At 71.9% G+C, this 22,130-nt stretch carries 21 protein-coding genes; 13 read left to right on the forward strand and 8 right to left on the reverse strand.

Annotated features, from left to right (window positions below; translation table 11 throughout):
* Nucleotides 1-17 precede the first annotated feature (17 nt).
* The 5 genes from ABD298_RS08660 to mftF all read left to right on the forward strand — a co-directional run bounded on the left by ABD298_RS08660 (nt 18) and on the right by mftF (nt 5,377).
* Nucleotides 18-968 carry an AAA family ATPase gene (locus ABD298_RS08660; protein WP_344299286.1) on the forward strand — a complete coding sequence of 317 codons (951 nt, stop codon included), beginning with the start codon at nt 18-20 and terminating at the stop codon, nt 966-968.
* A 108-nt stretch (nt 969-1,076) separates the two neighbouring features.
* The gene (locus ABD298_RS08665) at nt 1,077-1,955 is read left to right on the forward strand and encodes a vWA domain-containing protein (RefSeq protein ID WP_344299287.1); all 879 of its coding nucleotides are present in this window, start codon (nt 1,077-1,079) and stop codon (nt 1,953-1,955) included.
* Nucleotides 1,956-2,028: 73 nt separating this feature from the next.
* Nucleotides 2,029-3,234 (forward strand): pre-mycofactocin synthase MftD, encoded by a 1,206-nt coding sequence (mftD, locus tag ABD298_RS08670; RefSeq protein ID WP_344299288.1) that lies wholly within the window; start codon nt 2,029-2,031, stop codon nt 3,232-3,234.
* Nucleotides 3,231-3,974: a mycofactocin biosynthesis peptidyl-dipeptidase MftE gene (gene mftE, locus ABD298_RS08675; protein ID WP_344299289.1), complete on the forward strand. Its 744-nt coding sequence runs from the start codon at nt 3,231-3,233 to the stop codon at nt 3,972-3,974. The genes mftD and mftE overlap by 4 nt, the downstream gene beginning before the upstream one ends.
* The gene (gene mftF / locus ABD298_RS08680) at nt 3,971-5,377 is read left to right on the forward strand and encodes a mycofactocin biosynthesis glycosyltransferase MftF (RefSeq protein WP_344299290.1); all 1,407 of its coding nucleotides are present in this window, start codon (nt 3,971-3,973) and stop codon (nt 5,375-5,377) included. The genes mftE and mftF overlap by 4 nt, the downstream gene beginning before the upstream one ends.
* Nucleotides 5,378-5,488: 111 nt before the next feature.
* Here mftF and ABD298_RS08685 read toward each other — a convergent pair whose 3' ends face one another.
* A complete protein-coding gene (locus ABD298_RS08685; protein ID WP_344299291.1) occupies nt 5,489-6,490 on the reverse strand; it encodes a LacI family DNA-binding transcriptional regulator in 1,002 nt (333 codons plus the stop codon).
* Nucleotides 6,491-6,638: 148 nt separating this feature from the next.
* Between ABD298_RS08685 and ABD298_RS08690 the strand changes: the two genes are divergently transcribed.
* From ABD298_RS08690 to solA, 4 genes are all read left to right on the forward strand, one after another.
* Nucleotides 6,639-7,820 (forward strand): Gfo/Idh/MocA family oxidoreductase, encoded by a 1,182-nt coding sequence (locus ABD298_RS08690; protein WP_344299292.1) that lies wholly within the window; start codon nt 6,639-6,641, stop codon nt 7,818-7,820.
* Nucleotides 7,817-8,584 (forward strand): TIM barrel protein, encoded by a 768-nt coding sequence (locus ABD298_RS08695; RefSeq protein WP_344299293.1) that lies wholly within the window; start codon nt 7,817-7,819, stop codon nt 8,582-8,584. Before ABD298_RS08690 ends, ABD298_RS08695 begins: the two co-directional genes overlap by 4 nt.
* A 70-nt stretch (nt 8,585-8,654) precedes the next feature.
* On the forward strand, nt 8,655-9,236 hold the full coding sequence (locus tag ABD298_RS08700; protein ID WP_208711789.1) for an HhH-GPD-type base excision DNA repair protein: 582 nt from the start codon (nt 8,655-8,657) through the stop codon (nt 9,234-9,236).
* A gap of 20 nt (nt 9,237-9,256) precedes the next feature.
* A complete protein-coding gene (gene solA / locus ABD298_RS08705; RefSeq protein ID WP_344299294.1) occupies nt 9,257-10,432 on the forward strand; it encodes an N-methyl-L-tryptophan oxidase in 1,176 nt (391 codons plus the stop codon).
* Nucleotides 10,433-10,468: 36 nt separating this feature from the next.
* Here the strand turns inward: solA and ABD298_RS08710 are convergent, their stop codons facing one another.
* On the reverse strand, nt 10,469-11,506 hold the full coding sequence (locus tag ABD298_RS08710) for a LacI family DNA-binding transcriptional regulator (RefSeq protein WP_208711791.1): 1,038 nt from the start codon (nt 11,504-11,506) through the stop codon (nt 10,469-10,471).
* Nucleotides 11,507-11,609: 103 nt separating this feature from the next.
* Between ABD298_RS08710 and ABD298_RS08715 the strand changes: the two genes are divergently transcribed.
* Nucleotides 11,610-12,647, forward strand: a complete 1,038-nt coding sequence (locus ABD298_RS08715; protein WP_344299295.1) for a Gfo/Idh/MocA family oxidoreductase — start codon at nt 11,610-11,612, stop codon at nt 12,645-12,647.
* A 180-nt stretch (nt 12,648-12,827) separates the two neighbouring features.
* The gene (locus tag ABD298_RS08720; protein WP_344299296.1) at nt 12,828-13,952 is read left to right on the forward strand and encodes an LOG family protein; all 1,125 of its coding nucleotides are present in this window, start codon (nt 12,828-12,830) and stop codon (nt 13,950-13,952) included.
* Between the two features lie 91 nt (nt 13,953-14,043).
* Here the strand turns inward: ABD298_RS08720 and ABD298_RS08725 are convergent, their stop codons facing one another.
* Nucleotides 14,044-15,399, reverse strand: a complete 1,356-nt coding sequence (locus tag ABD298_RS08725; RefSeq protein WP_344299297.1) for an MFS transporter — start codon at nt 15,397-15,399, stop codon at nt 14,044-14,046.
* Between the two features lie 40 nt (nt 15,400-15,439).
* Nucleotides 15,440-16,465, reverse strand: a complete 1,026-nt coding sequence (locus ABD298_RS08730) for an MBL fold metallo-hydrolase (protein WP_344299299.1) — start codon at nt 16,463-16,465, stop codon at nt 15,440-15,442.
* Between the two features lie 106 nt (nt 16,466-16,571).
* Between ABD298_RS08730 and ABD298_RS08735 the strand changes: the two genes are divergently transcribed.
* Nucleotides 16,572-17,471 (forward strand): LysR family transcriptional regulator, encoded by a 900-nt coding sequence (locus ABD298_RS08735; RefSeq protein ID WP_344299300.1) that lies wholly within the window; start codon nt 16,572-16,574, stop codon nt 17,469-17,471.
* 35 nt (nt 17,472-17,506) lie between these two features.
* On the opposite strand, the gene ABD298_RS08740 is transcribed toward ABD298_RS08735, so the two are convergent.
* The 4 genes from ABD298_RS08740 to ABD298_RS08755 all read right to left on the reverse strand — a co-directional run bounded on the left by ABD298_RS08740 (nt 17,507) and on the right by ABD298_RS08755 (nt 21,297).
* Nucleotides 17,507-18,364, reverse strand: a complete 858-nt coding sequence (locus ABD298_RS08740; RefSeq protein WP_344299301.1) for an amino acid ABC transporter permease — start codon at nt 18,362-18,364, stop codon at nt 17,507-17,509.
* A complete protein-coding gene (locus ABD298_RS08745) occupies nt 18,361-19,008 on the reverse strand; it encodes an amino acid ABC transporter permease (RefSeq protein ID WP_344299302.1) in 648 nt (215 codons plus the stop codon). Before ABD298_RS08745 ends, ABD298_RS08740 begins: the two co-directional genes overlap by 4 nt.
* Nucleotides 19,009-19,011: 3 nt before the next feature.
* Nucleotides 19,012-19,989 (reverse strand): glutamate ABC transporter substrate-binding protein, encoded by a 978-nt coding sequence (locus tag ABD298_RS08750; RefSeq protein ID WP_344299303.1) that lies wholly within the window; start codon nt 19,987-19,989, stop codon nt 19,012-19,014.
* 189 nt (nt 19,990-20,178) lie between these two features.
* Entirely contained in the window at nt 20,179-21,297 is a 1,119-nt protein-coding gene (locus ABD298_RS08755) for a VIT1/CCC1 transporter family protein (protein ID WP_344299304.1), read from the reverse strand.
* Nucleotides 21,298-21,535: 238 nt separating this feature from the next.
* Between ABD298_RS08755 and ABD298_RS08760 the strand changes: the two genes are divergently transcribed.
* Nucleotides 21,536-22,111: a cupin domain-containing protein gene (locus ABD298_RS08760; RefSeq protein WP_344299305.1), complete on the forward strand. Its 576-nt coding sequence runs from the start codon at nt 21,536-21,538 to the stop codon at nt 22,109-22,111.
* Nucleotides 22,112-22,130: the final 19 nt, after the last annotated feature.

Here is a 22,130-nt window from a genome sequence, read left to right on the forward strand (position 1 = left end):
GCACGAGGAAGCCCGAAGTGATTGAAGAGAAGGCAGCCGACGCCACCCGCGCGGATGCCCCGGTGGATGCGCTCATGGCCAACCTCGAGCGCATCGCCTCCCACCTCGTCGGCCGCGAGCGCGAGCTTGAGCTCACCCTCGCGGCCGTCGCGGCGGGCCGGGACATCCTGCTGGAGGGGCCGCCGGGCACGAGCAAGACGACGATCCTCACCGCCATCACCCAAGAGTGGGGAATCCCCCTGCTCTTCGTCGAGGGCAATGCCGACCTCACCCCCGCGAAGCTCGTGGGCCACCACAACCCGGCCCGCGTGCTCAAGGAGGACTACAGCGCCGAGAACTTCGTGGGAGGTCCGCTCGTCGAGGCGATGCGCGAGGGAGGCTTCCTCTACATCGAGGAGTTCAACCGCGCCCCCGAGGACACGCTCAACACGCTCCTCACCGCCATGGCCGACCGTTCCATCGCGGTGCCGCGCGTGGGGCGCATCAGGGCGAAGCCGACCTTCCGCGTCATCGCATCGATGAACCCCTACGACAACGTCGGCACCACTCGCCTCTCGACCAGCGTGCACGACCGGCTCAACCGCCTTGCCGTCGACTACCAGGACGCACCCAGCGAGGAGCGCATCGTCGCTCTCCGCACGGGTGCCGGCGGCGCGCTGGGGGAGCAGCTGACGGTCGACGCCGTCGCGGTCACCCGGGCGACCCGCAGCCACCCCGACGTGCGGCAGGGCTCCAGCGTGCGGGGCGCGATCGACCTCGTCCTCGTCGGCATGAAGCTCGCCGGCCTCCGCAGGGTGGCCGCTCCGGACCACGAGAAGTACGCGGGCCTCGTGTTCGACGCCATGATCGTGGCGCTCTCAGGCCGCATCCACCTCGACGAGGCCATCGAGACAACGCCCGAACGGGTGCTGAGGGAGATCTGGGAGGACCGGTTCATCCTCGAGCCGTCTGCGGCCAAGCCGGGTTGAAGGAGCGTCCCCGCGGACTCGCCTCTCCGTCGGGAGAGCGGCGAGAAGCGGGAGCGCGCGGGGAAGCCGTTGAGGCGCAAGCCCAAGCAGCTGGACGAGGAGCCCAGAGTGTTCGATGCGACCGGTGGAGCAGGAGGCGGAGCCTCCCTGACAGCGGGGGAGGGTCGACGCCCATCGCACGCGAAACCGCTGCCCGGGACCACCGCGACGGGGTTCACGGACGAGCCGGCGTCCCTCGTCGCGCCCGAGACCACGAGGGCGGTCGACCCGCTGGTCCGCGCCCGCGCCCGGCAGATCGCGTCGCGGCTCGCGGTGCGCAGGCCCAAGCGGGACGCCACGAGCCGGCGCGGGATCGGAGACCTCGGCAGCCTCCCCTATCGGGGCGGCTCGGACGACATCGACCTGGACAGGACCCTCGAGATGCTCGCCGAACGACCCGTGCCCGAGGACGAGGACATCGTGGTGCGCGACCGCGTCCGCACGAAGCGGTCCGTCGTGCTCGCCGTCGACGTCTCGGGATCGATGAAGGGCGAGCGGGTGGCCACGGCTGCCGCCGCCGTCGGGGCGCTGGCAGGAGAGCTCCAGCACGATGACCTCGCGGTGATCGCCTTCTGGTCCGACGCCGCGATCCTGCTGAACCTCGGCGAACCGGTCAGGCCCATGGAGCTGCTCGACGCCATCATGCATCTGCCGGCCCAGGGGCTCACGAACGTCGCGTTCCCCCTCGAGCTGGCCGCCAAGCAGCTCGCGCGGGCCCCAGTGCGCGATGCGCGGGTGGTCATGCTGTCCGACTGCGTCCACAATGCGGGTCCCGATCCGAGGACGTTCGCCGCGAAGCTGCCGCGCCTCGACATCCTCCTCGATGCCAGTGGCGAGAAGGACGTCGATCTGGGGCGCGAGCTCGCACTTGCCGGCCGCGGGACACTGCACCTCGTCCGGGACTTCCGCGACGTCGCCCCGGCCGTCACCGCAGCCTTCGGCACTTAGGCGACGCCAGGCGCCAGAAGCCAGCCGTGCGGCGTCGTCCGCCGTACGATTCCCGTCAGAAGGAGAACCCACCATGCGACAGAACCCGTGGTTCGAGTCAGTGCTCGAGGCCCAGCGCCGCGCGAAGAAGCGGCTGCCGCCATCCGTGTACGCGGCCCTGGTCGCCGGCTCGGAGCGCGGCCGCACCCCCGACGACAACCAGAACGCCTTCGCCGAGCTGCAGTTCGCACCCCGAGTCGCAGGACACCAGCCTGAGCGAGACCTCTCCACCACGGTGATGGGAATCCCCATCTCGCTTCCGGTCATCATCTCCCCGACCGGCGTCCAGGCAGTCCACCCGGACGGAGAGGTCGCCGTCGCGCGTGCGGCGGCGTCCCGCGGGACGATCATGGGACTGAGCTCGTTCGCGAGCAAGCCCGTCGAAGAGGTGACCGCAGCGAACGAGAACACGTTCTTCCAGATGTACTGGACGGGAACCCGGGAGACGATGGTGCAGCGCATGGACAGGGCGCGCGCGGCAGGGGCGAAGGGGCTCATTGCCACCCTCGACTGGTCCTTCTCGATCGGGCGCGACTGGGGCAGTCCCGTGATCCCCGAGAAGCTGGACCTCAAGTCGATGTGGGACTTCGCCCCCGAGGCCATCCGCCGGCCAAAGTGGCTCCTCGCGTACGCGAAGACCGGCAGGGTGCCGGACCTGACGGCCCCCAACCTCCAGCCCCCGGGCGGACCCGCGCCGACGTTCTTCGGGGCGTACTACGAGTGGCAGCAGACCGCACCCCCCAGCTGGGAGGACGTCGAGTGGCTGCGGAGGGAATGGGGCGGCAAGTTCATGCTGAAGGGGATCACCAGGATCGACGACGCGAAGCGTGCGGTCGATGCCGGAGTCGACGCGATCTCCGTGTCCAACCATGGCGGGAACAACCTCGACACGACCCCGGCGACCATCCGCTGCCTCGGCCCGATCGCCGATGCGGTCGGACACGAGATCGAAGTCCTGCTCGACGGCGGTGTGCGCCGCGGCGGGGACGTGGCGAAGGCCCTCGCCTTCGGTGCTCGCGCCGTCATGATCGGGCGCGCCTACCTGTGGGGGCTCGCCGCCAACGGCCAGACGGGCGTCGAGAACGTGCTCGACCTGCTCCGCGTGGGGCTGGACTCGGCCGTGCTGGGACTGGGGCACCGCTCGATCACACAGTTCAGCCGTGCCGACTTCTATGTGCCCGAGGGCTTCGAACGGAGGCTCGGCATCGAGGCGGCCTCGACCTCGCCAGTGACGGCATGACTGGCCGGTGCGACAGCCCGGCACTCGCTGACGCGCGCTGGCACGGACTGGGGGACACCGCCGTCGTCCTCGTCCCCCTCGGATCGACGGAGCAGCATGGGCCCCACCTTCCCTACGACACTGACACCGTCATCGCCGCTGCCGTCGCGAGGGCTGCCGCTCAACGGCTCCTCGACCGCGGGGCACCTGCCCTCGTGGCCCCAGCGCTCGCGTACGGCGCGAGCGGAGAGCACCAGGACTTTCCCGGCACGGTGTCGATCGGTGAGGAGGCCCTGAGCGCCGTCGTCATCGAGATGGCGCGGTCCCTCCGCACGTGGTCGCCGCGCGTCGTGTTCGTGAACGGGCACGGCGGGAACGTCCGTGCGCTTGCGGCCGCCGTCGCCCAGCTGCGCGCGGAGGGGCACGACGCCGCGTGGGCACCGTGCGCGGTGGCGGGCGCCGACGCACATGCCGGCCGCACGGAGACGTCGCTGATGCTGCATCTCGCCCCGGAGCGCGTCCGCCTGCAGGATGCCGTCGCGGGCCCCCCGGCGCCGGTGGCCGAGCTCATGCCCGCGCTCCGCGAGAGGGGCGTGCGCGCGGTCTCGCCGACCGGGGTCCTCGGCGATCCCACCGATGCCTGCCCCGAGCATGGCGCCCTGATACTCGGGGCCATGGTCGAGTCCTTCTCGCGGCGCCTCACGGCCGGGGCAGTCGACCGCCACGGCTGCCTCCGAGATGTCGCCCAGGTGGCCCCATGACCCTGCCGCGGGACTTCACCGTCCGCCTGAATCGGCACGCGCGGGTCATCGACGGGGGCCGAGCGCTCGTGGGCGGATCGCCCACACGGGTGGCCTACCTGGCTCCCCAGGCTCGCCCGCTGCTGGCCGGACGGGTCGTGACGGCCGATTCGCCCGCTGGCGCGGCGCTTGCGGACCGCCTGCTGGACCTCGGCATGGCCGACCCGGTGACGGACCTGCTTCCCGACGTCGACGCCGACTACACCGTCGTCATCCCGGTCATGGACCGGGCCGCTGAACTGGACCGTCTTTTGACCAGCATCGAGGCAGCCACCGACGGCCGCCGCGTCCCCCCGGTCATCGTGGTGGATGACGGCTCGAAGGACCGCGCTGCTGTCGCCGCCATCGCAGCCAGGCACGGAGCGCGCCTCGTGTCCCTCCCCGAGAATGTGGGACCGGGCGGGGCACGCAATGCGGGCCTGCGCGAGGTCACAACGCCGTTCGTCGTGTTCGCCGACTCTGACATCGTGCTCAACCCGAACACCGTGCCGACCCTCCTGAAGCATTTCGCGGATCCCAAAGTCGGCCTCGTCGCCCCGCGGATCGTGGGGCTGAAGGGCCAGCGGACGTGGATCGCCCGCTATGAGGACGCCCGGTCCTCCCTCGACCTCGGGCACCACCCCGCGGCGGTGAAGCCGCGCTCGCCCGTAGCCTGGACTTCGACAGCGTGCGTCGTCGCCCGCGTGGCGGCGCTCGGCGACGGGTTCGACGACGCGATGCGCGTCGGCGAGGACGTGGACCTGGGGTGGCGGCTCGTGGAACGCGGGTGGCGCGTGCGCTACGAGCCCGGCGCGCAGGCCGAGCACGAGCACCGCGCCGCCTTCGGTGACTGGTTCCTCCGCAAGGCGGTGTACGGGACGGGCGCGCATCCCCTGTCAGAGAAGCATCCCGACGCGATCGCGCCCGCGGTCCTCTCCCCCTGGAGCGCGGCCTTCCTGCTGGCCGTCATGGCGCAGCGGCGGTGGTCGGTTCCCGTCGCACTGGGGATCTACGGCGCTACAGCGCTCCGGATCGCCCGCAAGCTCGGGCGCACCGAGCGTCCGCTGGCCCTGGGCCTGTGGCTCACGGCCAACGGGGTGGTGAGTGCCGGTGCGCAGGCCTCGGCCCTGGCGCTGCGGCACTGGTGGCCTCTCGCGGCCGCCGGATGCCTTGTGTCCAAGCGCGTGCGCCGGACTGTGGCGGTCGCGGCCGTCGTCGACATCGTCCTGGAATACCGCAGGACCCCGGCGCAGCTCGACGTCGTGCGCTTCGGCATCGCCAAGCGCCTCGATGACATTGCCTATGGCGCGGGCGTGTGGTTCGGGGCCCTGCAGGCCCGCTCCTGGGCGTCGCTGAAGCCTGATGTGCGTTCCGGCCGCCGCTAGCCTGACGGCCGCGACCCTCGGGGCCCTCGCCGTCCCGCCCACCCCCATCGACTGCTCCGCAAGTGTCGTTATGAGCCCTGAAACGGACACTTGCGGAGCAGTCGATGGGGTCTAGCGCACGACGGCGCGCGGCGGGGCCGTGCTCGACCTCACCGTCAGCGAGGGCGGGACGAGGACCTGCGCGGGCTGCCCGTCGAGCGCGGCGGACGCGGCGCCGACCGCGGCTGCGGCGAGGGCGTCAGGGTCCTGGCGCACGCTCGTGAGGCTCACGTGGGCGAGGGCGGCGAGCCGTGAGTCGTCGTAGCCGACCATCGAGACGTCCTCCGGGATGCGCACCCCCCGCTCGCGCAACCCGTGCATGAGCCCCACGGCGAGGACGTCGTTGAACGCAACGACGGCGGTCGGCCGGGACGCGTCCGCACCGCGGAGGATCTCCGCGAGGCCGTCGGCCGCGGCCATGCCGTGCTCCTCGGTGGGGCCGGCGGGAAGCAGGAGGGGAGCGGCGCCGTCGTGCGCGGCGAGCAGCTCGAAGGCGTCTGCCCGGGCACGGGATCCGACGGCCCCGCCGCCGGCGACGTGCGCGATCCGCGCGTGCCCGAGGGCGCGCAGGTGCTCGACGGCGAGACGCACGCCGGCCGCCTCGTCGGTCGCGACGCTCGCGAGGGTCGGGCGCCCGGACGGCTCGAGGACGGAGACGGCCGGAACCGGCAGCTCGAGGAGGCTCTCGCCGGGCGCATCGGGAGCGAGGACCAGGAGCGCCTCGACGCCCAGGTCCAGCAGGTCCTGGACGGCCTCGCGCTCCGGCCGGCGCGGTCCCCGCGCCGAGAGCGCGACGCCGAAGCCCGCCTGCGCCGCGGCCGGATACAGCGCTTCGACGAGCTCGGCGTGGAACGCGCCGTCGAGGGCGAACACCACGCCCAGCAGGCGGCTGCGTGCGCTGCGGAGGAGCCGGGCCCGGGTGTCCGGCCGGTATCCGAGGCGCCGGGCGGCGGCGAGGACGCGCTCGCGGGTCGCATCGCTCGCGCCGGGTGCGTCGCGGAACACGATCGAGACGAGGGCACGCGAGACGCCCGCCGCTGCGGCGACGTCGGCCATGGTGGGGCGTCCGGCCATGCTCCCTCCTTCCGGGCGTCATCCTCACCCATACTACTAGATCGATCTAGACGAGCGCGGCAGTGCCGTGCCACACTGGCTCCAGATGCTTTGCTAGATCGATCTAGAAGCCTCGCTGCTATCGCCCCGACCCCCGAGAGGACCCGTCATGAGCTACCTCCCCATCGCCTCCACGAGGCCCGCCCCCGTGCGCGTCGGCCTCGTCGGCGCCGGCTGGATGGGTGCCTACCACGCGCGCAGCCTCGCGCTCCGCATCCCGGGCGCGGCCCTCGCCGCGATCGCCGACCCCGCCCTCGAGCCGGCCTCGGCGCTCGCGGCCGAGCTCGGCGTCGCCCGCGTGACCGCCGACCTGGCGGACCTCTTCTCCGACCCGGAGATCGATGCCGTGGTGATAGCGGGGCCCGCCCGCTTCCATGCGCAGCTCTCGGTCGACGCCGCCCGCGCCGGCAAGCACGTGTTCTGCGAGAAGCCCGCGGCGCTCACCCTCGAGGAGCTCGCCGCCGTCCAGGACGCGGTCGCCGAGGCGGGGGTGCACTGGCAGATCGGCTTCAACCGCCGCTACGCCGCCGACTTCCTCGCCGCCCGCCGCGACATCGCCGCCGGGGCCGTGGGCACGCCGCAGCTGCTCCGCTCGCTCACACGGGACCCGGGCACCGGCAGCATTCCCCACGCCGCGCGCGTCCCCCAGTGGACGATCTTCCTCGAGACCCTCATCCACGACTTCGACGCGCTCAACTGGTACAACGCCGGCGCCGAGCCCCTCAGCGTCCACGTCACGGCCGACGCGCTCGTCGAGCCATCCCTCAAGGACGCGGGGTTCCTCGACACCGCGGTGGTGACCGTCCGCTACGCGAACGGCGCGATCGCCGTCGCCGAGGCCAGCTTCTCCGCGCTGTACGGCTACGACGTCCGCGGCGAGGTGTTCGGCTCTGCCGGGATGGTCCAGGCCGGGCGCCCCACCGAGACCGCGGCCCTGCGCTACGGCGCGGGCGGCCTCTCCGCCGAGACCCCGCGCCTGAACATCGAGCTCTTCGCGGACGCCTACCGCGACGAGCTCGCCGACTTCGCGGCCCACGTCGCCGCCCTCCGCGACGGCGCCCCCGCCCCGGACCACGGCGTGCCCCTCACCCCCGGGCTCGACGATGCCCGGCGGGCGCTCGCCGTGGCCCTTGCGTGCATCGAGTCGGCCCAGACGGGGGCCGCGGCGGCGGTCCCGGGGTTCGCGCCCGGCTCACCGTCACGAACGGGGCCCGCGCACGACGCCGCCGGCTCGCCCGCCGCCTCGGCGGCACCTGCCGCCGCACCTCGCGCCGCGGGAGCCCGGGCATGAGGCTCGCCGTCTGCGCCGAGATGGTCTACACGGACCTGCCCTTCCCCGAGCGGGTGCGCCGCATCCACGAGGCCGGATTCGACGTCGAGCTCTGGGACTCGCGCAGCAAGGATCTCGCAGCGCTCACGGCCACGGGAGCGCGCTTCTCGTCCATGACCGGCTACGGCGCGGGCTCGATCGTCGAGCCGGACACCGCGGACCTCGTGGTGCGAACCGCGGAGGGCCTGATCCCGGCCGCACTCGAGCTCGGCGTCGAGCGTCTCGTGGTGCACCCGGCCGAGCTCGTCGACGGGCAGGCGGCGAGGCCCTACTGGCGCTCGGACGGGACGATGTGGCTGACCGCGGCCAGGACGCTCGAGCGGCTCGGCGATCTCGGCGCGCGGCACGGGTTCACGTTCTGCCTCGAGAACCTCAACACGGTCCTCGACCACCCGGGCATCCCGCTGGCCCGTGCGAAGGACACGCTCGCGCTCGTCCGCGCAGTGGACCACCCCAACGTGCGGCTCATGCTCGACCTCTACCACGCCCAGATCGGCGAGGGGAACCTCATCGGGCTGGTGCGCGAGGCGCTGCCGTGGATCGGCGAGATCCAGATCGCGGACGTGCCGGGCCGCTGCGAGCCCGGCACCGGGGAGGTCAACTACGCGGCGGTGCACCGGGCCCTCGCCGAGGCCGGCTACGGGGGGACCGTGGGGATGGAGGCCTACGCCTCCGGGGACTCGGACGACGCGCTCAAGGCCTTCGGCTCCGCCTTCGGGCGCTGAGCCACGCACGACGGCGTGGCACACGCCCGGCCGGTCGACCCGAGCGGCGGCCGGTGGGAGACTGGGCCGCATGACCCTGCGCATCACCGGCGACGCCGACGCCGACCGCCTGCTCACCGACGACCCGCTCGCCCTGCTCATCGGGATGCTCCTGGACCAGCAGGTCCCGATGGAGACGGCCTTCGCCGGGCCGCACAAGATCGCCCAGCGCGCGGGCACCCTAGACCCCGCGGCCCTCGCGCAGATGAACCCCGACGAGTTCGCGGAGCTGTTCAAGGAGACGCCTGCCGTGCACCGCTTCCCCGGCTCGATGGCGGCCCGCGTGCAGGCGCTGTGCGGGGCGGTCGAGCAGGACTTCGGCGGGGACGCCAAGGCGATCTGGACCCAGGGCGACCCGGACGGCGCCGAGGTCCTCAAGCGGCTCAAGAAGCTGCCCGGCTTCGGGGAGCAGAAGGCGAAGATCTTCCTCGCCCTGCTCGGCAAGCAGTACGGGTACGCCGGCGCGGGCTGGCGCGAGGCGTCCGGGGCCTACGGGGAGGAGGACTCGTACCGCAGCGTCGCAGACATCGTCTCGCCTGAGTCCCTCGCGAAGGTCCGCGAGTACAAGCGCGGGCAGAAGGCAGCGGCCAAGGCGAAGGCGCAGACCTCCTAGGCCGTTCCGGAGGAGAGGGAATGCAGAACGGGTACAGCCACATCGTCATCGGAGCCGGCGCGATCGGCTCGGCGGCGGCCTACTGGCTCTCGCGCAGGCCCGGCACGCGCGTGCTCGTGGTGGAGCAGTTCGGCCTCGTCAACACGCTCAACTCCTCCGGCGACGTCTCGCGGATCATCCGCCACGCCTACCACAGCAGCGACTACACCAAGCTCACGCCGGCGATGTTCGAGGCGTGGGCCGAGGTGGAGGAGCGCTCGGGGATGACCCTCTACGTGAAGACGGGCGGCCTGGACCTCGCGACCTCGGCCGAGGCCAGCATCGCCGAGCTGGACGCCTACCGCGGCGCGCTCGCCGCCGAGGGCATCCCGTACGAGGACCTGACCGCGGCGGAGATCCGCGCGCGCTACCCGCAGTGGCGCATCGACGACGACGTGGCCGGCATGTACCAGGAGGCAGGGGGACTGGTCGACATCCGCGCCACGGTCGCGGCCCACACTTCGCTTGCGCTCGCCGCCGGGGTGGAGTTCGTCCCCGACACCCGCGTCACGGGGGTGGGCGTGCGGCCGGACAGCGTCACCGTCAGGACCGACGGCGGCGAGTTCCACGCGCAGAACCTGGTCGTCGCGGCCGCGTCCTGGCTCCCCGAGCTCATGCCGGACCTCGGGCTCGACTACCCGCTCACGCTCTCACAGGAGCAGGTCACCTACTTCACCTCGCCGAACCTCGGCGACTTCGCCCCCGAGAAGTTCCCCATCTGGATCTTCCACGGCGACGAGACCTTCTACGGCTTCCCGGTGTACGGAGAGCCGGGCGTCAAGCTCGCCCGGGACATGCGCGGGCGGTTCATCACCAGCAGCGAGCGGGTCTTCGAGGGCGACGACGATGAGGCCGCCATCCTGCGCAGCTTCCTCGAGCGGCACCTGCCCGGCGCGGTCGGCCCGGTCTGGGCCAACAAGACGTGCGTGTACGACATGGCCCCGGACCGCGACTTCGTCCTCGACACGCTCCCCGGCAGCCCCCACGTCGCGGTCTTCAACGGCGCCGGCCACGCGGGCAAGTTCGCGAGCCTCATCGGGAAGATCCTCGCCGAGCTCACGGTCGACGGCGCGGCCTCCCTCCCGATCGGGCCCTTCTCGCTGACGCGGCCCGCCCTGACGGATCCCGGCTTCGTGCCAGCGTTCCGGCTCACCTGATGCACCGACGAGGGCGCGGACCGCTGCGGGGCCGGGTCAGCGCACGACGCCGGTCGGCGGCGCCGTGCTCGAGCGCGCCTTGAGCTCAGGGCTCAGGAGGACGACGGCGGTCGGTTCCGCGCCGCCGTCGTCCGTGCCACCCGTGCCCGAGCCCCGTGCGCCGGCGATGCGCTGGGCGAGCAGGTCCGCCGCGACGCGCCCGGCCTCGCGGCTCGCGTTGTCCACGCTCGTGAGGCCGACGGCGCGCAGCCTCGCCGCGGGCGTGTCGTCGTAGCCCGCCAGCGAGACGTCCCCGGGGACGCCCAGGCCCAGCTCCTCGGCGGCGGAGAGCGCACCGAAGGCGGCCATGTCGTTCACGGCGAAGAGCGCCGTGGGCCGCGGATCCTTCCGGAGCGCCTCGAGGGCTGCCCGGCGCCCGGCCTCCTCCGTCAGCCCGCCCGGGACGGTGGATGCCTCGATCCCGGCGCGGCGGGCCTCGTCCTCGAACCCCGCTTGGCGCGCTTCGCCCACGGGCGTCCCGGGCGCGGAGAGGTGCGCGATGCGCCGGTGGCCGAGGGCCGCGAGGTGGCGGACCACGCGGCGGGCGCCCTCGGCGTCGTCGTTCGTCACCACGGCCGCGCCCGGGACCTGGGCGAGCGGGGAGCCGACCTGGACCGCCGGAAGCCCGCCGAGCGCGGGGAGGGCGCTCTCGGCGCCGTCGAGCGTCCCCACCAGCACGAGGCCCTCCACGCGCAGTTCGAGGAAGCGCTCGGCGAGGGCCGCGCCCTCGAGCCGCCAGTCCCCGAGCAGCGGGCTCAGGCCCGCGGCGTGAAGGCCGTCTGAGAGGCCCTCGACGGCGGGCACGAACCACGGGTTGCGCAGGTCGTCGAGGATGAGGCCCACGGTGCCGCTGCGGGCTGAGCCCATCGCGCGGGCGGCGGCGTTCGGCCGGTAGCCGAGCTCCGCGGCCGCCTCGAGGACGGCGCGGCGCTTCGCCTCGCTCACGTAGCCCGTCCCGCGCAGGGCGAGGGATGCGGCCGACTTCGAGACGCCCGCGCGTGCGGCGACGTCGAGGATCGTGACGGACTTCGCCACCCCGACCTCCTTTCATGTCAGGACAAAGCTTGACCGCGCGTGCGGCCTCAGAGATACTCTAAGGGAAATGTTGGAACGTTCCCATAACACGATGGAGTGCCTCATGAAGACTGTCACGCTCGGGCTCGTCGGCGTCGGCCGGATCGGCGTCATGCATGCCCGGAACATCGCGGCAATCGCACCGCAGCTCGCCGCGCGCGGCGTCGAGCTGCGCCTCGCGCTCACCGACGTGGCCGAGGAGCACGCCCGCGGCGTTGCCGCCGAGGTCGGCGCGGAGTTCGTCCCCGGGGGCGCGGCCGGGCTCATCGCCCATGGCGTCGACGCGCTCGTCGTCGCGACCGGCACCCAGACCCACCCCGAGCTCATCCGCGCCGGCGTCGACGCCGGCCTGCCCGTGTTCTGCGAGAAGCCGGTCGCGGGCTCCGTCGCAGAGTCCCGGCCCGTGCTCGAGTACATCGCCGAGAAGGGCGGCACGGTCCAGATCGGCCACCAGCGCCGCTTCGACGCCGGCTACCTCGAGGCCAAGCGCCGCTTCGACGCGGGAGAGATCGGCTGGATCCACTCGCTGCGCGCGATGACCGGGGACATGGTCCCGCCGTCGGTGGAGTTCATCGCCACCTCGGGCGGGCTCTTCCGCGACTGCTCCGTGCACGACTTCGACATCCTGCGCTGGCTCACCGGCCGCGAGATCACCGAGGTCTACGCGAAGGGCTCCAACAACGGCGACCCGGCGATCGGCGAGGTCGGCGACGTCGACACGGCGCTCGCGGTCGTCACGTTCGACGACGGCACGGTCGGCACCGTCTCCGCGACCCGCTACAACGGTGCTGGCCACGACGTGCGGCTCGAGATCCAGGGCTCGAAGTCCTCGGTCATGGTCGGGCTCGACGACAAGACCGCGCTGCGATCCACCGAGGCCGGGGTCGCGTTCCCCGCGGGCGAGACGCACAAGACCTTCGCCGAGCGGTTCGACGCCGCGTACCGCGCCGAGCTTGTGGCGTTCGTCGAGCTCGTGCTCGGCGAGCGGGAGAATCCCTGCACCCCGGAGGACGCGGTGGCAGCGTCCTGCGTGGCCGACGCAGCCCAGGAGTCCCTCGAGACCGGCGCCCCCGTCCAAGTGGGGGTCCCCGCCCGCGCCTGACCCGTTTCGGGTACGCCAAATTCGCGCCCCGCCCGTTTCGGGTACGCCAAGTTCGCGCCAGGCCCGTTTCGGGTACGCCAAGTTCGCGGCAGGGCGGGTTCCGGCCACGCCGTCGCGTACCCGGAGGCCGCTTGGGCGCGATCATCTGTACCCGAAACGGGGTCCCGCTACGCTGGCCCCATGGACCCCGCCCCCGCGCTCAACCCGATGCCGCGCACTCTGGAGGTCGAGTCGCTCGAGCAGTTCGACGCCCTCGTCGAGGCGGGTGCGACCGACATGGCGGGGTGGCACGTCCAATCCGTTGACCTCACGGAGCGGTCCGGCGTGCTCAAAGCACTCAACCCGACCTCGGCGATGTTCCTCGGCTGTGCCCTGCAGCCCGGCATGGAGCAGTCGCTCCGGGCCAGGGGAGCGCTGGTCTTCCCCGTGCTCCCGGACGTGCCGTTCAACCCCTACCGCCCGAGCCTCTACACCGGCCCCGAGCTCTACGAGGGTGTCCTCGCCCGACCCTACGAGGAGACTCCCGACGCGCGGATCTACGCCTGGGCCAAGCGCCAGGGCCGGGCCGGCGTCGAGTCGGCACTGTCCGCGGCCCTCCACGACCACCACATCGGCGACGCGCTCCTCGACGCGCTCGAGGAGCTCGGCGCGGGCCGGCGAGTGGTCGGCGTCATGGGCGCGCACGCTGCGGCACGGGGCAGCCGCACGTACGACGACGCCGCACGGCTCGGGCGCGCGCTCGCTGCGGCCGGGCATCTGGTCGCCACCGGTGGCGGGCCGGGCGCGATGGAGGCCGCGAACCTCGGCGCCTACCTTGCCGCCGTCCCCGAACGCGACTTTGCCGCGGCGCTGCGGGAGATCGCCGTCGTGCGTTCGTTCCGCCCCTCGGTGAGCGCGTGGGCGCGGGCGGCGCTCGCGGTGCTCGGGCGGTTCCCGGGCGGGACGCCGAGCCTCGGCATCCCGACCTGGTTCTACGGCCACGAGCCGCCGAACATGTTCGCGACCCACATCGCCAAGTACTTCGCGAACTCGGTGCGCGAGGCGGTGCTCCTCGAGAAGTGCACGGGAGGCGTGGTGTTCCTTCCCGGCGCGGCGGGCACCGTCCAGGAGGTGTTCCAGGATGCGTGTGAGAACTACTACGGCACGCCGGGGACGATCACTCCCATGGTTCTCGTGGGAGTGCGGCACTGGACCGAGGAGCTGCCCGCGTGGCCCCTGCTTGCGCGTCTCGCCGAGGGCCGGGGCATGGCCGGGCGCATGCACCTCGTCGACTCGGTCGAGGAGGCGGTCGCGGTCCTCGGCTGACCCCGCAACGCACCGGACAGGACCCCGCAACCAGTGCGGTTGCGGGGTCCTGTCCCTATCGTTGCGGGGTCCTGTCCCGCTGGTCGGGCTATCAGTCGAGGTCCCGCCGGGTCCCCTCCGGGGTGGCGCGGACCGCGACGAACGCTACGAGCAGGATGCCGATCCAGAACGCCGCGACGGGCCACAGCGCGCCGCCGGCGGCGAGGGTCAGGCCCGTGATGATCATCGGGGTGAAGCCGGCGCCCAGCATCGACGCGGTGTGGTACGCGAGCGATGCGCCGGTGTAGCGGTGCCGGGTCGGGAACTGCTCCGCGACGTACGCCGCGATCGGGCCGTAGAGGACGCCCTGCACGAGGCCGTTGCCGATGAAGATCGCGAGCCCGAAGCCCCAGAGCGTGCCGTTGGTCATGAGCAGGACCGTCGGGTACGCCGCCACGATGCCGAGCAGGGCGCCGAAGGCGAGCACGCGGCGTCGTCCGAACCGGTCGGAGAGGCGCGCCGAGACGAAGCACATCACGAGGGTCAGGACCGCCGCGCCCGCCTTGATGTTGAGCACGCCGTTCTTGTCCGCACCGGACTCGACGGCGACCGAGACGCCCCACACCGTGGTCATGGCCTGGCAGACGTAGAAGGCGGTAGTCGCGGCCAGGCCGAGCAGGACGGCGCGCTTCGAGTGGCGCAGGACGTCGACGATCGGCACCCGGCGCTTCTCGCTCGCGGCCTCGAGGCGCTGGAAGGCGGGGGTCTCGGAGACCTTGAGGCGGATCACGAGGCCGACAGCGATCAGGAGCGCCGAGAGCAGGAACGGCACCCGCCAGCCCCAGACCAGGAACTGGCTGCCCGAGATCGCGGCGAAGAAGGACAGGGCCAGCGTGCCGAGGATCGCGCCGGCGGGGCCGCCGGCGTTGGCGAAGGAGGCCGCGAAGCCGCGGTGCTTCTGGGGAGCATGCTCGATCGCCATGAGCGCGGCGCCGCCCCACTCGCCGCCCACCGCGACGCCCTGGACGAGGCGCAGCAGCACGAGCGCAATGGGGGCGACCATCCCGACCTGGGCCGTCGGGGGGAGCAGGCCGATCGCGATCGTGCCTGCGCCCATGATCACCATGGACAGCACGAGCATCTTCTTGCGGCCCACGAGGTCGCCGAAATGGCCGAAGATGAGCCCACCGAGGGGCCGGGCCACGTACCCGACGGCGAGGGTCACGAACGAGGCGAACAGCGCGAAGCCGGGGCCGAGGTTCGCGAAGAACACCTTGTCGAACACGAGTGAGGCCGCGGTCGCGTAGAGCATGAAGTCGTAGTACTCGATGGCGCTGCCGGCGAAGGACGAGGCCAGGATGCGGCGCATGTCCTTCGTGTTGAGCGTCTCGGTGGACGCGGTCTGCTGCCCACGGGCTGTCTCGGTTGCCATGGTGCTCTCGGTGGTGGCGGTGCTTTCAGTGGTCACGGTGGTCCTCTTCCAATGATGGACTCAGGTGGGTCGGCCGTCAGCGCTGACGGCCGAAGGGGATGACGTCGAGGTCGTTCGGCAGCACGAAGCTGCCGGTGAAGTGCTCGGCGGCCTCTGCCCAGACGGCCTGGGGCGCGTGGCCGGGCACGAGGTGGTGCAGGGCGAGCGTGGCCGCGCCCGCGGCGTCGGCGGCCTTGGCAGCCTCGCGGACGCTCGTGTGCGACTTGTAGTGGTGGTCGCGCGCGGCGCGGGAGGCTTCGTCGGTCTTGTCCCCGTAGAGGGACTCCACCCAGTCGAAGTCGATGGCCTCGTGCAGGAGCAGGTCCGTGCCCTGCGCGAGGGTGATGAGGTTGGGGGTGTAACAGGTGTCGCCGGAGATCGTCACCGAGCCCTCGGCGGTGTCGAAGCGGAACGCGAAGGCCGGCGCGACGGGCGGGTGCTCGACCAGGATCGCCGTGACGGTGACGAGTTCGTCCCGGTAGACCTCGAACGGGTCCATCTCGGGGGTCTGGTTGTCGTTCGGGTGGTAGCCGATCCCGGCCGGGATCTCGATGTCCTCGGCGCTGAACACGTCCAGCGGACTGGGCTTGAGCGAGTCGAGGATGCGGTCGTTGAGGTCCGTGGCGTGCGCGGCCATGAGGGTCTCGAACATCTCCCGGGTGCCGGGCGTCGGGCTCTGCGGCGCGAGGGGCTCGGGACGCACGACGGCGCGCGGGGACACCGGGGGCAGCGCGCCGCGGTTGCCGGGGCCGAGGATGCGGACCGGGTCCTTCCCGGCTCGGTCCTGCAGGGCGTAGAGGCCGAAGATCCCGAGGCCCGCGAGGTCGTAGACGTGGTCGGAGTGCAGGTGCGTGATGAACAGGGCCCGGAGGTCCTTCAGGTCCAGGCCCGCCTGTGCGATGCGCCGGCCGGCTCCCTGGCCCACGTCCACGAGGTAGAAGGACTCGCCGACCACGACGGCGGTCGCGATCCCGGTGCGCTCGCCCGAGTCGGCGGCCGCCCACCAGCGGGGCCCGCCGGCGGTGCCGAGGGTGACGATGTGGGGTGCGAGAGGCGCTGCCATGGGGAGGATTCCTGTTCTTCCGGTCCTGCGGGTCTGGGATCCAGTGTGTCGAGCGCCACTCCATTTGTATAATCAATCATTCCGAGCCAAAACATAAGGAGTCTTGATGTCAGACTTCACGCTCCGGCAGCTCGAGTATTTCGTCGCCGTCCTCGACACGGGCTCCGTCACCGAGGCCGCGCAGGCCTGCCGGATCTCGCAGGCCGCCGCCTCCATGGCCATCGCGCAGCTCGAACGGTCGCTCGGCGTCGACCTCCTGGTCCGGGCGCGCTCCAAGAAGGTTGTTCCGACGCCCGCCGGCGTCGAGCTCGGGGCGCGGGCCCGCCGGATCCTCTCCGAGGCGGCCGACATCCCGGACGCGATCAGGACGGGCTTCGAGGAGCTCCGCGGCCGGGTCCGGCTCGGGTGCATGATCGCGATCGGGCCCCGACTCGTGCCCCGCCTCCTCGCCGAGGTCGGAGAGCGCTGGCCGGAGATCAGCGTCGAGTTCCGCGAGGGTGCGGCCGAGGAGCTCCAGCGCGCCGTCGCCGACGGTGAGCTCGACGCGGCGTTCGTCTACTCGCTCCAGGCGATCGGCGGCGTCGACCTCGTGGTGGTGGCGGAGTCCCGTCCGCAGATCATGCTGCACGAGTCCCACCCGCTTGCCGGCCGGGAGTCGCTCGCGTTCGCCGACCTCGCCGGCGAGGACGCGGTCCTGTTCGACGTTCCTCCCAGCGCGGAGCGGGTCCTGGCCATGTTCCGCTCCGCCGGAGTCGAGCCGCGGGTCCGGTGGAGGAGCGTCGTCGCCGAGAACATCCGGGGCATCGTCGCCCGGGGTTTGGCCTACTCGGTGGTGAACGTCTGGGAGGGGATGGGGGAGCTGTTCGCCTCGTCCGGCGTGGTCCTGGTGCCGGTTTCGGACCCGACGCCGCACAACGCCGTGGTGGCGGCCGTCCCGCCGGGGCTGAGCAGGCCCCGGCGGGTCGATGCCGTCATCGCCGCGGCGCGCGAGATCGCGAGCGCGTGAGAGGGAGCGGCCGGGCCCGGCCGCCCCGACGCCCCTCAGCCGATCGGCGCCCGCGCGGGCTCCTGCTCCGCGACGGCCCGGGCCGGACGCGCGGTGCGCCCCGAGATCCGTCGTTCCAGGTACCGGGCGAAGTGCGAGATGAGGATGTTGGTGACGATGTAGACGGCGGCGATGACGAGGAAGGTCTGGATGAGGTGGCTCGTGTACGCCGTGAGGTTGTTGGCCGTCTTCATCAGCTCCGGGTAGCTGACCGCATAGCCGAGCGTCGTGTCCTTCAGGAGCACGACGAGCTGCGCGACCATCGAGGGCACGACGATGCGCACGGCCTGCGGCAGGACCACGTACCGGGTGGCCTGGGAGGGCTGGAGCCCGATGCTGAGGGCTGCCTCGACCTGCCCGGCGGGAAGTGCGAGGATGCCGGCCCGGAAGATCTCCGCCATCACCGCGGAGCTGCACAGCGTGATGGGAATGACGAGCTTCCAGAAGATGTCCGGGTTGATCCCGTAGGACGGCAGTCCGCTCACGAAGACGTAGACGACGAGCAGGAGCGGGACCGAACGGAAGAACTCGATGTAGGCGACCGCTGGCAGCCGCAGCCAGGCGCGGCGCGAGGTGCGCGCCAACGCCATGAGCAGCGCCGTGGGGATCGCGAAGACCGCGGAGGCCCCGGCTGCGAGGGCGGTGTTTCCCAGGCCCGCCAGCAGGAACTGGAGGTAGGGCCACTGCGTGAACTCCGCCCAGCGGTCGGCGGCGAGCTGTCCTGCCTGGCCGAAGCGCAGGACGATCAGGATGGCGATGGCCGCGATCGCCAGGAGGCTGAGGGCCGTCACCGCCCGGATCGTGCGCCGCGCCCGCGGTCCTGCCGCGTCGAAGATGTGCTCCTGGGTGCTCACCGCTGGACCCTCCACCGCTTCTCGAGCCGCGCGCCGAGGCCACCGGCGAGGAGCGAGATGATGACGTAGGCGAAGGCGACGACGACGTAGGCCGTGAGTCCGAGGGCCGCCTCGTTGTTGATCTCGGACACCTGGAGCGTGAGGTCCTTGACCCCGATGACCCCCGCGAGCGAGGAGCTCAGGAGGATCCCGATGAAGACGTTGACGAGCGGCTGGACCACGCTCCGGTAGGCCTGCGGGAACAGGACGTGCCGGAGCACCCCCGAGAAGTCCAGTCCGATCGAGCGGGCTGCCTCGATCTGCCCGACCGAGACCGCGTTGATGCCCGTGCGGATGGCCTCGCAGGTGAACGCGCCGCCCAGCAGCGTCATGGACAGGGCGGCGCACGTGAAGAGGTCGAACGTCACCCCGATGTCAGGCAGCCCGAACGTCACCACGACCAGGAGGCTGATCAGCGGGATGTTGACGAACAGCTCGACGTAGAGCCTGCCCACGGCGCGGAGCGGCACGATCGGGCTGATCCGGAAGGCAGCTGCGACCGTGCCGACCACCAGCGAGCCCAGGAAGCTGACCGCCGTGAGCCTGAGGGTCATCCAGAGGCCGTCGAGCAGCTCCGGCAGGTAGGTGCTGAACAGCTCCTCCATGGGTCAGGAGGCGATGGCGGGCGGCGCGGGCGGCTCCGTCTTGACCACCTGGCCGACGGTCGCCTTCCAGAGGGCGGCCCAGGATCCGTCGCCCTCCATGACCTTCAGCCAGGCGTTGACGAAGGCGAGCGCATCGCTGCCCTTGTGCAGCCCGATCCCGTATGGATCCGACGAGCCGAACGGCTCCCCGACGATCTTGACGTCCTTGTTCTTCGCGACGTTCGACAGCAGGATCGACTGGTCGATCACGTACGCATCCACGCGGCCCTGCTGCACCGCCGCGAGGCACTTCGGGTTGTCGTCGAAGGTCTGCACGTTCGCCTTGGGCGCGTACTTCTGCAGGAGCGCGACGCCGGTGCTCGCCGCCTGGGTCGCCACGTTCTTGCCCGCGAGGTCGTCGACGGACTTGATGTCGTTGTTGGTGGACTTGACCAGGATCGCCGACTTCGACTCGTAGTACGGCCCCGCGAAGTCGACCTTCTGCTGGCGGGCGGGGGTGATCGAGTATGTCGCGACGATCAGGTCGACGGACTGGTTCTGCAGGAGCGTCTCCCGGGTGTCGACCGTGACCTGGCTGAGGTTCTCCTTCGGCTGCCCGGTGATGTACTTCGCCAGGAGCTGGGAGATGCCCGCGTCGAAGCCCGCGACCTTCCCCGTGGTCGGGTCCCTGAGAGAGAAGAGCGACGACGTGTCGGTGCCGCCGCGGTTGATCATCCCGCGGTCCTTGATGGCCTTGGCCCAGGAGTTGCCGTCCACGAGCGAGGCATCCGCCACCGCCCCCTTCGAGAGGACGGCATCGAAGGCCGCGAGGTCGATCGCCGAGCCGGAGGAGGACGCCCCCGCGCTCGCGGACCCCGACGACGCCGGAAGCGTGGGGGAGCTGGAACAGGCGGCCAGTGCTCCGGCGCTCACCGCGCCGAGGCCGATTCCCAGAAGTCCCCTTCTGCTGAGGCTGCGCCGAGCATTCTCGATCTGGTCCATGGCAGTTCCTCCCGTTTCCCCTGATTCCTCAGTACGGGCGCCTGACCGTGGCTCTCGGGCCCCACCAGGTGCCGCAGGGTCAGTCTAGGCACGCGGTGCGCCGGTACTGCAGACCCCGCGCGGGAGCGAGTCCAGCTCCTTCCGGCTGCGGGAGCCGCAGGACGGGCCGGGATGCCAGCCTTCGTCCTGCTAGCCGACCGTGGCCCCGAAGACCCAGCCGAGGATGTACGTCACCGCGGCCGCGCCGAAGCCGATGCCCAGCTGGCGCAGGGCCCGTGTGAGCGGCGAGGCCCCGGCGAGCAGGCCGACCACTGCGCCGGTGCCGAGGAGCGCGAGGCCCACGAGGACTCCGGCCACGATCAGCGCCGGAACTCCGATCATGCCGAAGAGGAACGGGATGATCGGCACGATCGCGCCCGAGGCGAAGAAGCAGAAGCTCGAGAGCGCGGCACCCCATGCGGAGCCGATGGCCTCGTGCTCGTCCTCCGTCTCCTCCTTCTCCGGGTGGAGCGACAGGCTCGGGTCGCAGTCGCACGCGAAGTGGCCGAGCCGCTCGGCCGCGCGGTGCTCGGCCGCCTGCTGGCTCATGCCGCGCGCCTTGTACACCAGCACGAGCTCGTTCTGGGTGAGGTCCAGGTCGGGGGCAGCAGTAAGGGTGATCTGGGTGGGGCGCGACGCCGAGAGGAGCTCGCGCTGGGAGCGGACGGAGATGAACTCGCCGGCGCCCATGGACAGCGCGCCGGCAAGCAGCCCTGCGACGCCCGAGAGCAGCACGACATGGCCCCCGACGCCCGAGGCGGCCATGCCCGCCACGAGGGACAGGTTGCTCACGAGGCCGTCGTTGGCCCCGAACACCGCTGCGCGGAACGTCCCGGAGAGGCGGGTGCGGCCGCGGATCGCGAGGCCTCGCACGACCTCCTCGTGGATGCGCTCGTCCGCCGCCATGGCGGGCGTCGCGAACGGGTCGTCCGCGTACGGGGAGCGGCTCTCGGCCCGCTGGGCGAGCGCGAGGACGAAGACGCTGCCGAAGTGCCGGGCGAGGAACCCGAGGAGCTGGCTGCGCAGCGAGGGCGCCACGGGACGGCCGGCCTTTTCGCCCAGGAGGGTCCTCCAGTGGGCCTCATGGCGTCCCTCGGCCTCGGCCAGGCCGAGCAGGATGTCGCGCTCCTCGCCCTCGCGGCGCGAGGCGAGCGCCCGGTAGATGGCGGCCTCGGCCCGCTCGTCGGCGAGGTACTGGCGCCAGCGCCGGACGTCGGACGAGGAGGGGTCCCGGCGGGGTCGGGGCGCGGTGGGGGAGGTCTTCTGCATGGCGGCTCCTGGGCTTCAACGGCGAACTGCGGGCGCCTTTGCCTCCAGCACTGTAGCCCTTTTGGCCGCCGATTTTCGGCCGGTATACCGCTGCTCCTGAGTTAGGCGGGCCGCAATCTCGTCCCTTCTCGGACCGCGGTGCCTAGAAGGCAACGGCTGTTGTCAATTAGGCTTGCGTCACCCAGCACATCGTCCTGGCAGAACGCCAGCCTGCCTCCAGCGCCTTGGGGAGAACCAGATGAAAGCCCTGCCCGTCGAGCCGAGCAACGCCCCCGTGGCCATCGGTTCCCGCATCCGCGCCGCGCGGCAGTCCCAGCGGATGACCATCGAGCAGGTGGCGGACGCGACCGGGCTCACGAAGGGGTTCCTCTCACGGGTGGAGCGGGACCTCACCTCCCCGTCGGTCGCCTCGCTCGTGACGCTGTGCCAGGTCCTCTCCCTCTCGATCGGCGATCTCTTCGCCACCCCCGAGACCCACCTCACCCGTGCCGCCGAGGCCCCGCGGATCTCCCTCGGCGGCGAGGGGATCGTGGAGAAGCTCCTCACAGCGAGGTCGGAGCGGCGGGTGCAGGTGCTGCAGGCGGACATCGAGCCGCGCGGCACGGGGGAGTCGGAGCTCTACGCCGTGGACTGCGACGTGGACGTGCTCCACGTGGTCCGCGGCCAGATCGAGCTCGTGATGACCAACGAGCGGTACGCCCTCAGCGCCGGCGACACGCTCACCTTCCCCGGCCGCGAACCGCACACCTGGGTGAACCCCACGGACAGGCCCGCGACCGTCCTCTGGATCCTCGTCCCGGCTGCCTCGCGCTGACCCCGCCCTCGCCCAGCGC

It is taken from the genome of Sinomonas flava, assembly GCF_039531875.1.
In the GTDB taxonomy this organism is placed as follows: Bacteria; Actinomycetota; Actinomycetes; order Actinomycetales; family Micrococcaceae; genus Sinomonas; species Sinomonas flava.

Excerpts from the sequence above, each read along its gene's own strand:
- mftD (WP_344299288.1), top strand. The coding sequence starts at position 2,029 with ATGCGACAGAACCCGTGGTTCGAGTCAGTGCTCGAGGCCCAGCGCCGC.
- mftE (WP_344299289.1), top strand. The coding sequence starts at position 3,231 with ATGACTGGCCGGTGCGACAGCCCGGCACTCGCTGACGCGCGCTGGCAC.
- mftF (WP_344299290.1), top strand. The coding sequence starts at position 3,971 with ATGACCCTGCCGCGGGACTTCACCGTCCGCCTGAATCGGCACGCGCGG.
- ABD298_RS08685 (WP_344299291.1), bottom strand. The coding sequence starts at position 6,490 with ATGGCCGGACGCCCCACCATGGCCGACGTCGCCGCAGCGGCGGGCGTC.
- ABD298_RS08690 (WP_344299292.1), top strand. The coding sequence starts at position 6,639 with ATGAGCTACCTCCCCATCGCCTCCACGAGGCCCGCCCCCGTGCGCGTC.
- ABD298_RS08695 (WP_344299293.1), top strand. The coding sequence starts at position 7,817 with ATGAGGCTCGCCGTCTGCGCCGAGATGGTCTACACGGACCTGCCCTTC.
- ABD298_RS08700 (WP_208711789.1), top strand. The coding sequence starts at position 8,655 with ATGACCCTGCGCATCACCGGCGACGCCGACGCCGACCGCCTGCTCACC.
- solA (WP_344299294.1), top strand. The coding sequence starts at position 9,257 with ATGCAGAACGGGTACAGCCACATCGTCATCGGAGCCGGCGCGATCGGC.
- ABD298_RS08715 (WP_344299295.1), top strand. The coding sequence starts at position 11,610 with ATGAAGACTGTCACGCTCGGGCTCGTCGGCGTCGGCCGGATCGGCGTC.
- ABD298_RS08720 (WP_344299296.1), top strand. The coding sequence starts at position 12,828 with ATGGACCCCGCCCCCGCGCTCAACCCGATGCCGCGCACTCTGGAGGTC.
- ABD298_RS08730 (WP_344299299.1), bottom strand. The coding sequence starts at position 16,465 with ATGGCAGCGCCTCTCGCACCCCACATCGTCACCCTCGGCACCGCCGGC.
- ABD298_RS08735 (WP_344299300.1), top strand. The coding sequence starts at position 16,572 with ATGTCAGACTTCACGCTCCGGCAGCTCGAGTATTTCGTCGCCGTCCTC.
- ABD298_RS08745 (WP_344299302.1), bottom strand. The coding sequence starts at position 19,008 with ATGGAGGAGCTGTTCAGCACCTACCTGCCGGAGCTGCTCGACGGCCTC.
- ABD298_RS08750 (WP_344299303.1), bottom strand. The coding sequence starts at position 19,989 with ATGGACCAGATCGAGAATGCTCGGCGCAGCCTCAGCAGAAGGGGACTT.
- ABD298_RS08755 (WP_344299304.1), bottom strand. The coding sequence starts at position 21,297 with ATGCAGAAGACCTCCCCCACCGCGCCCCGACCCCGCCGGGACCCCTCC.
- ABD298_RS08760 (WP_344299305.1), top strand. The coding sequence starts at position 21,536 with ATGAAAGCCCTGCCCGTCGAGCCGAGCAACGCCCCCGTGGCCATCGGT.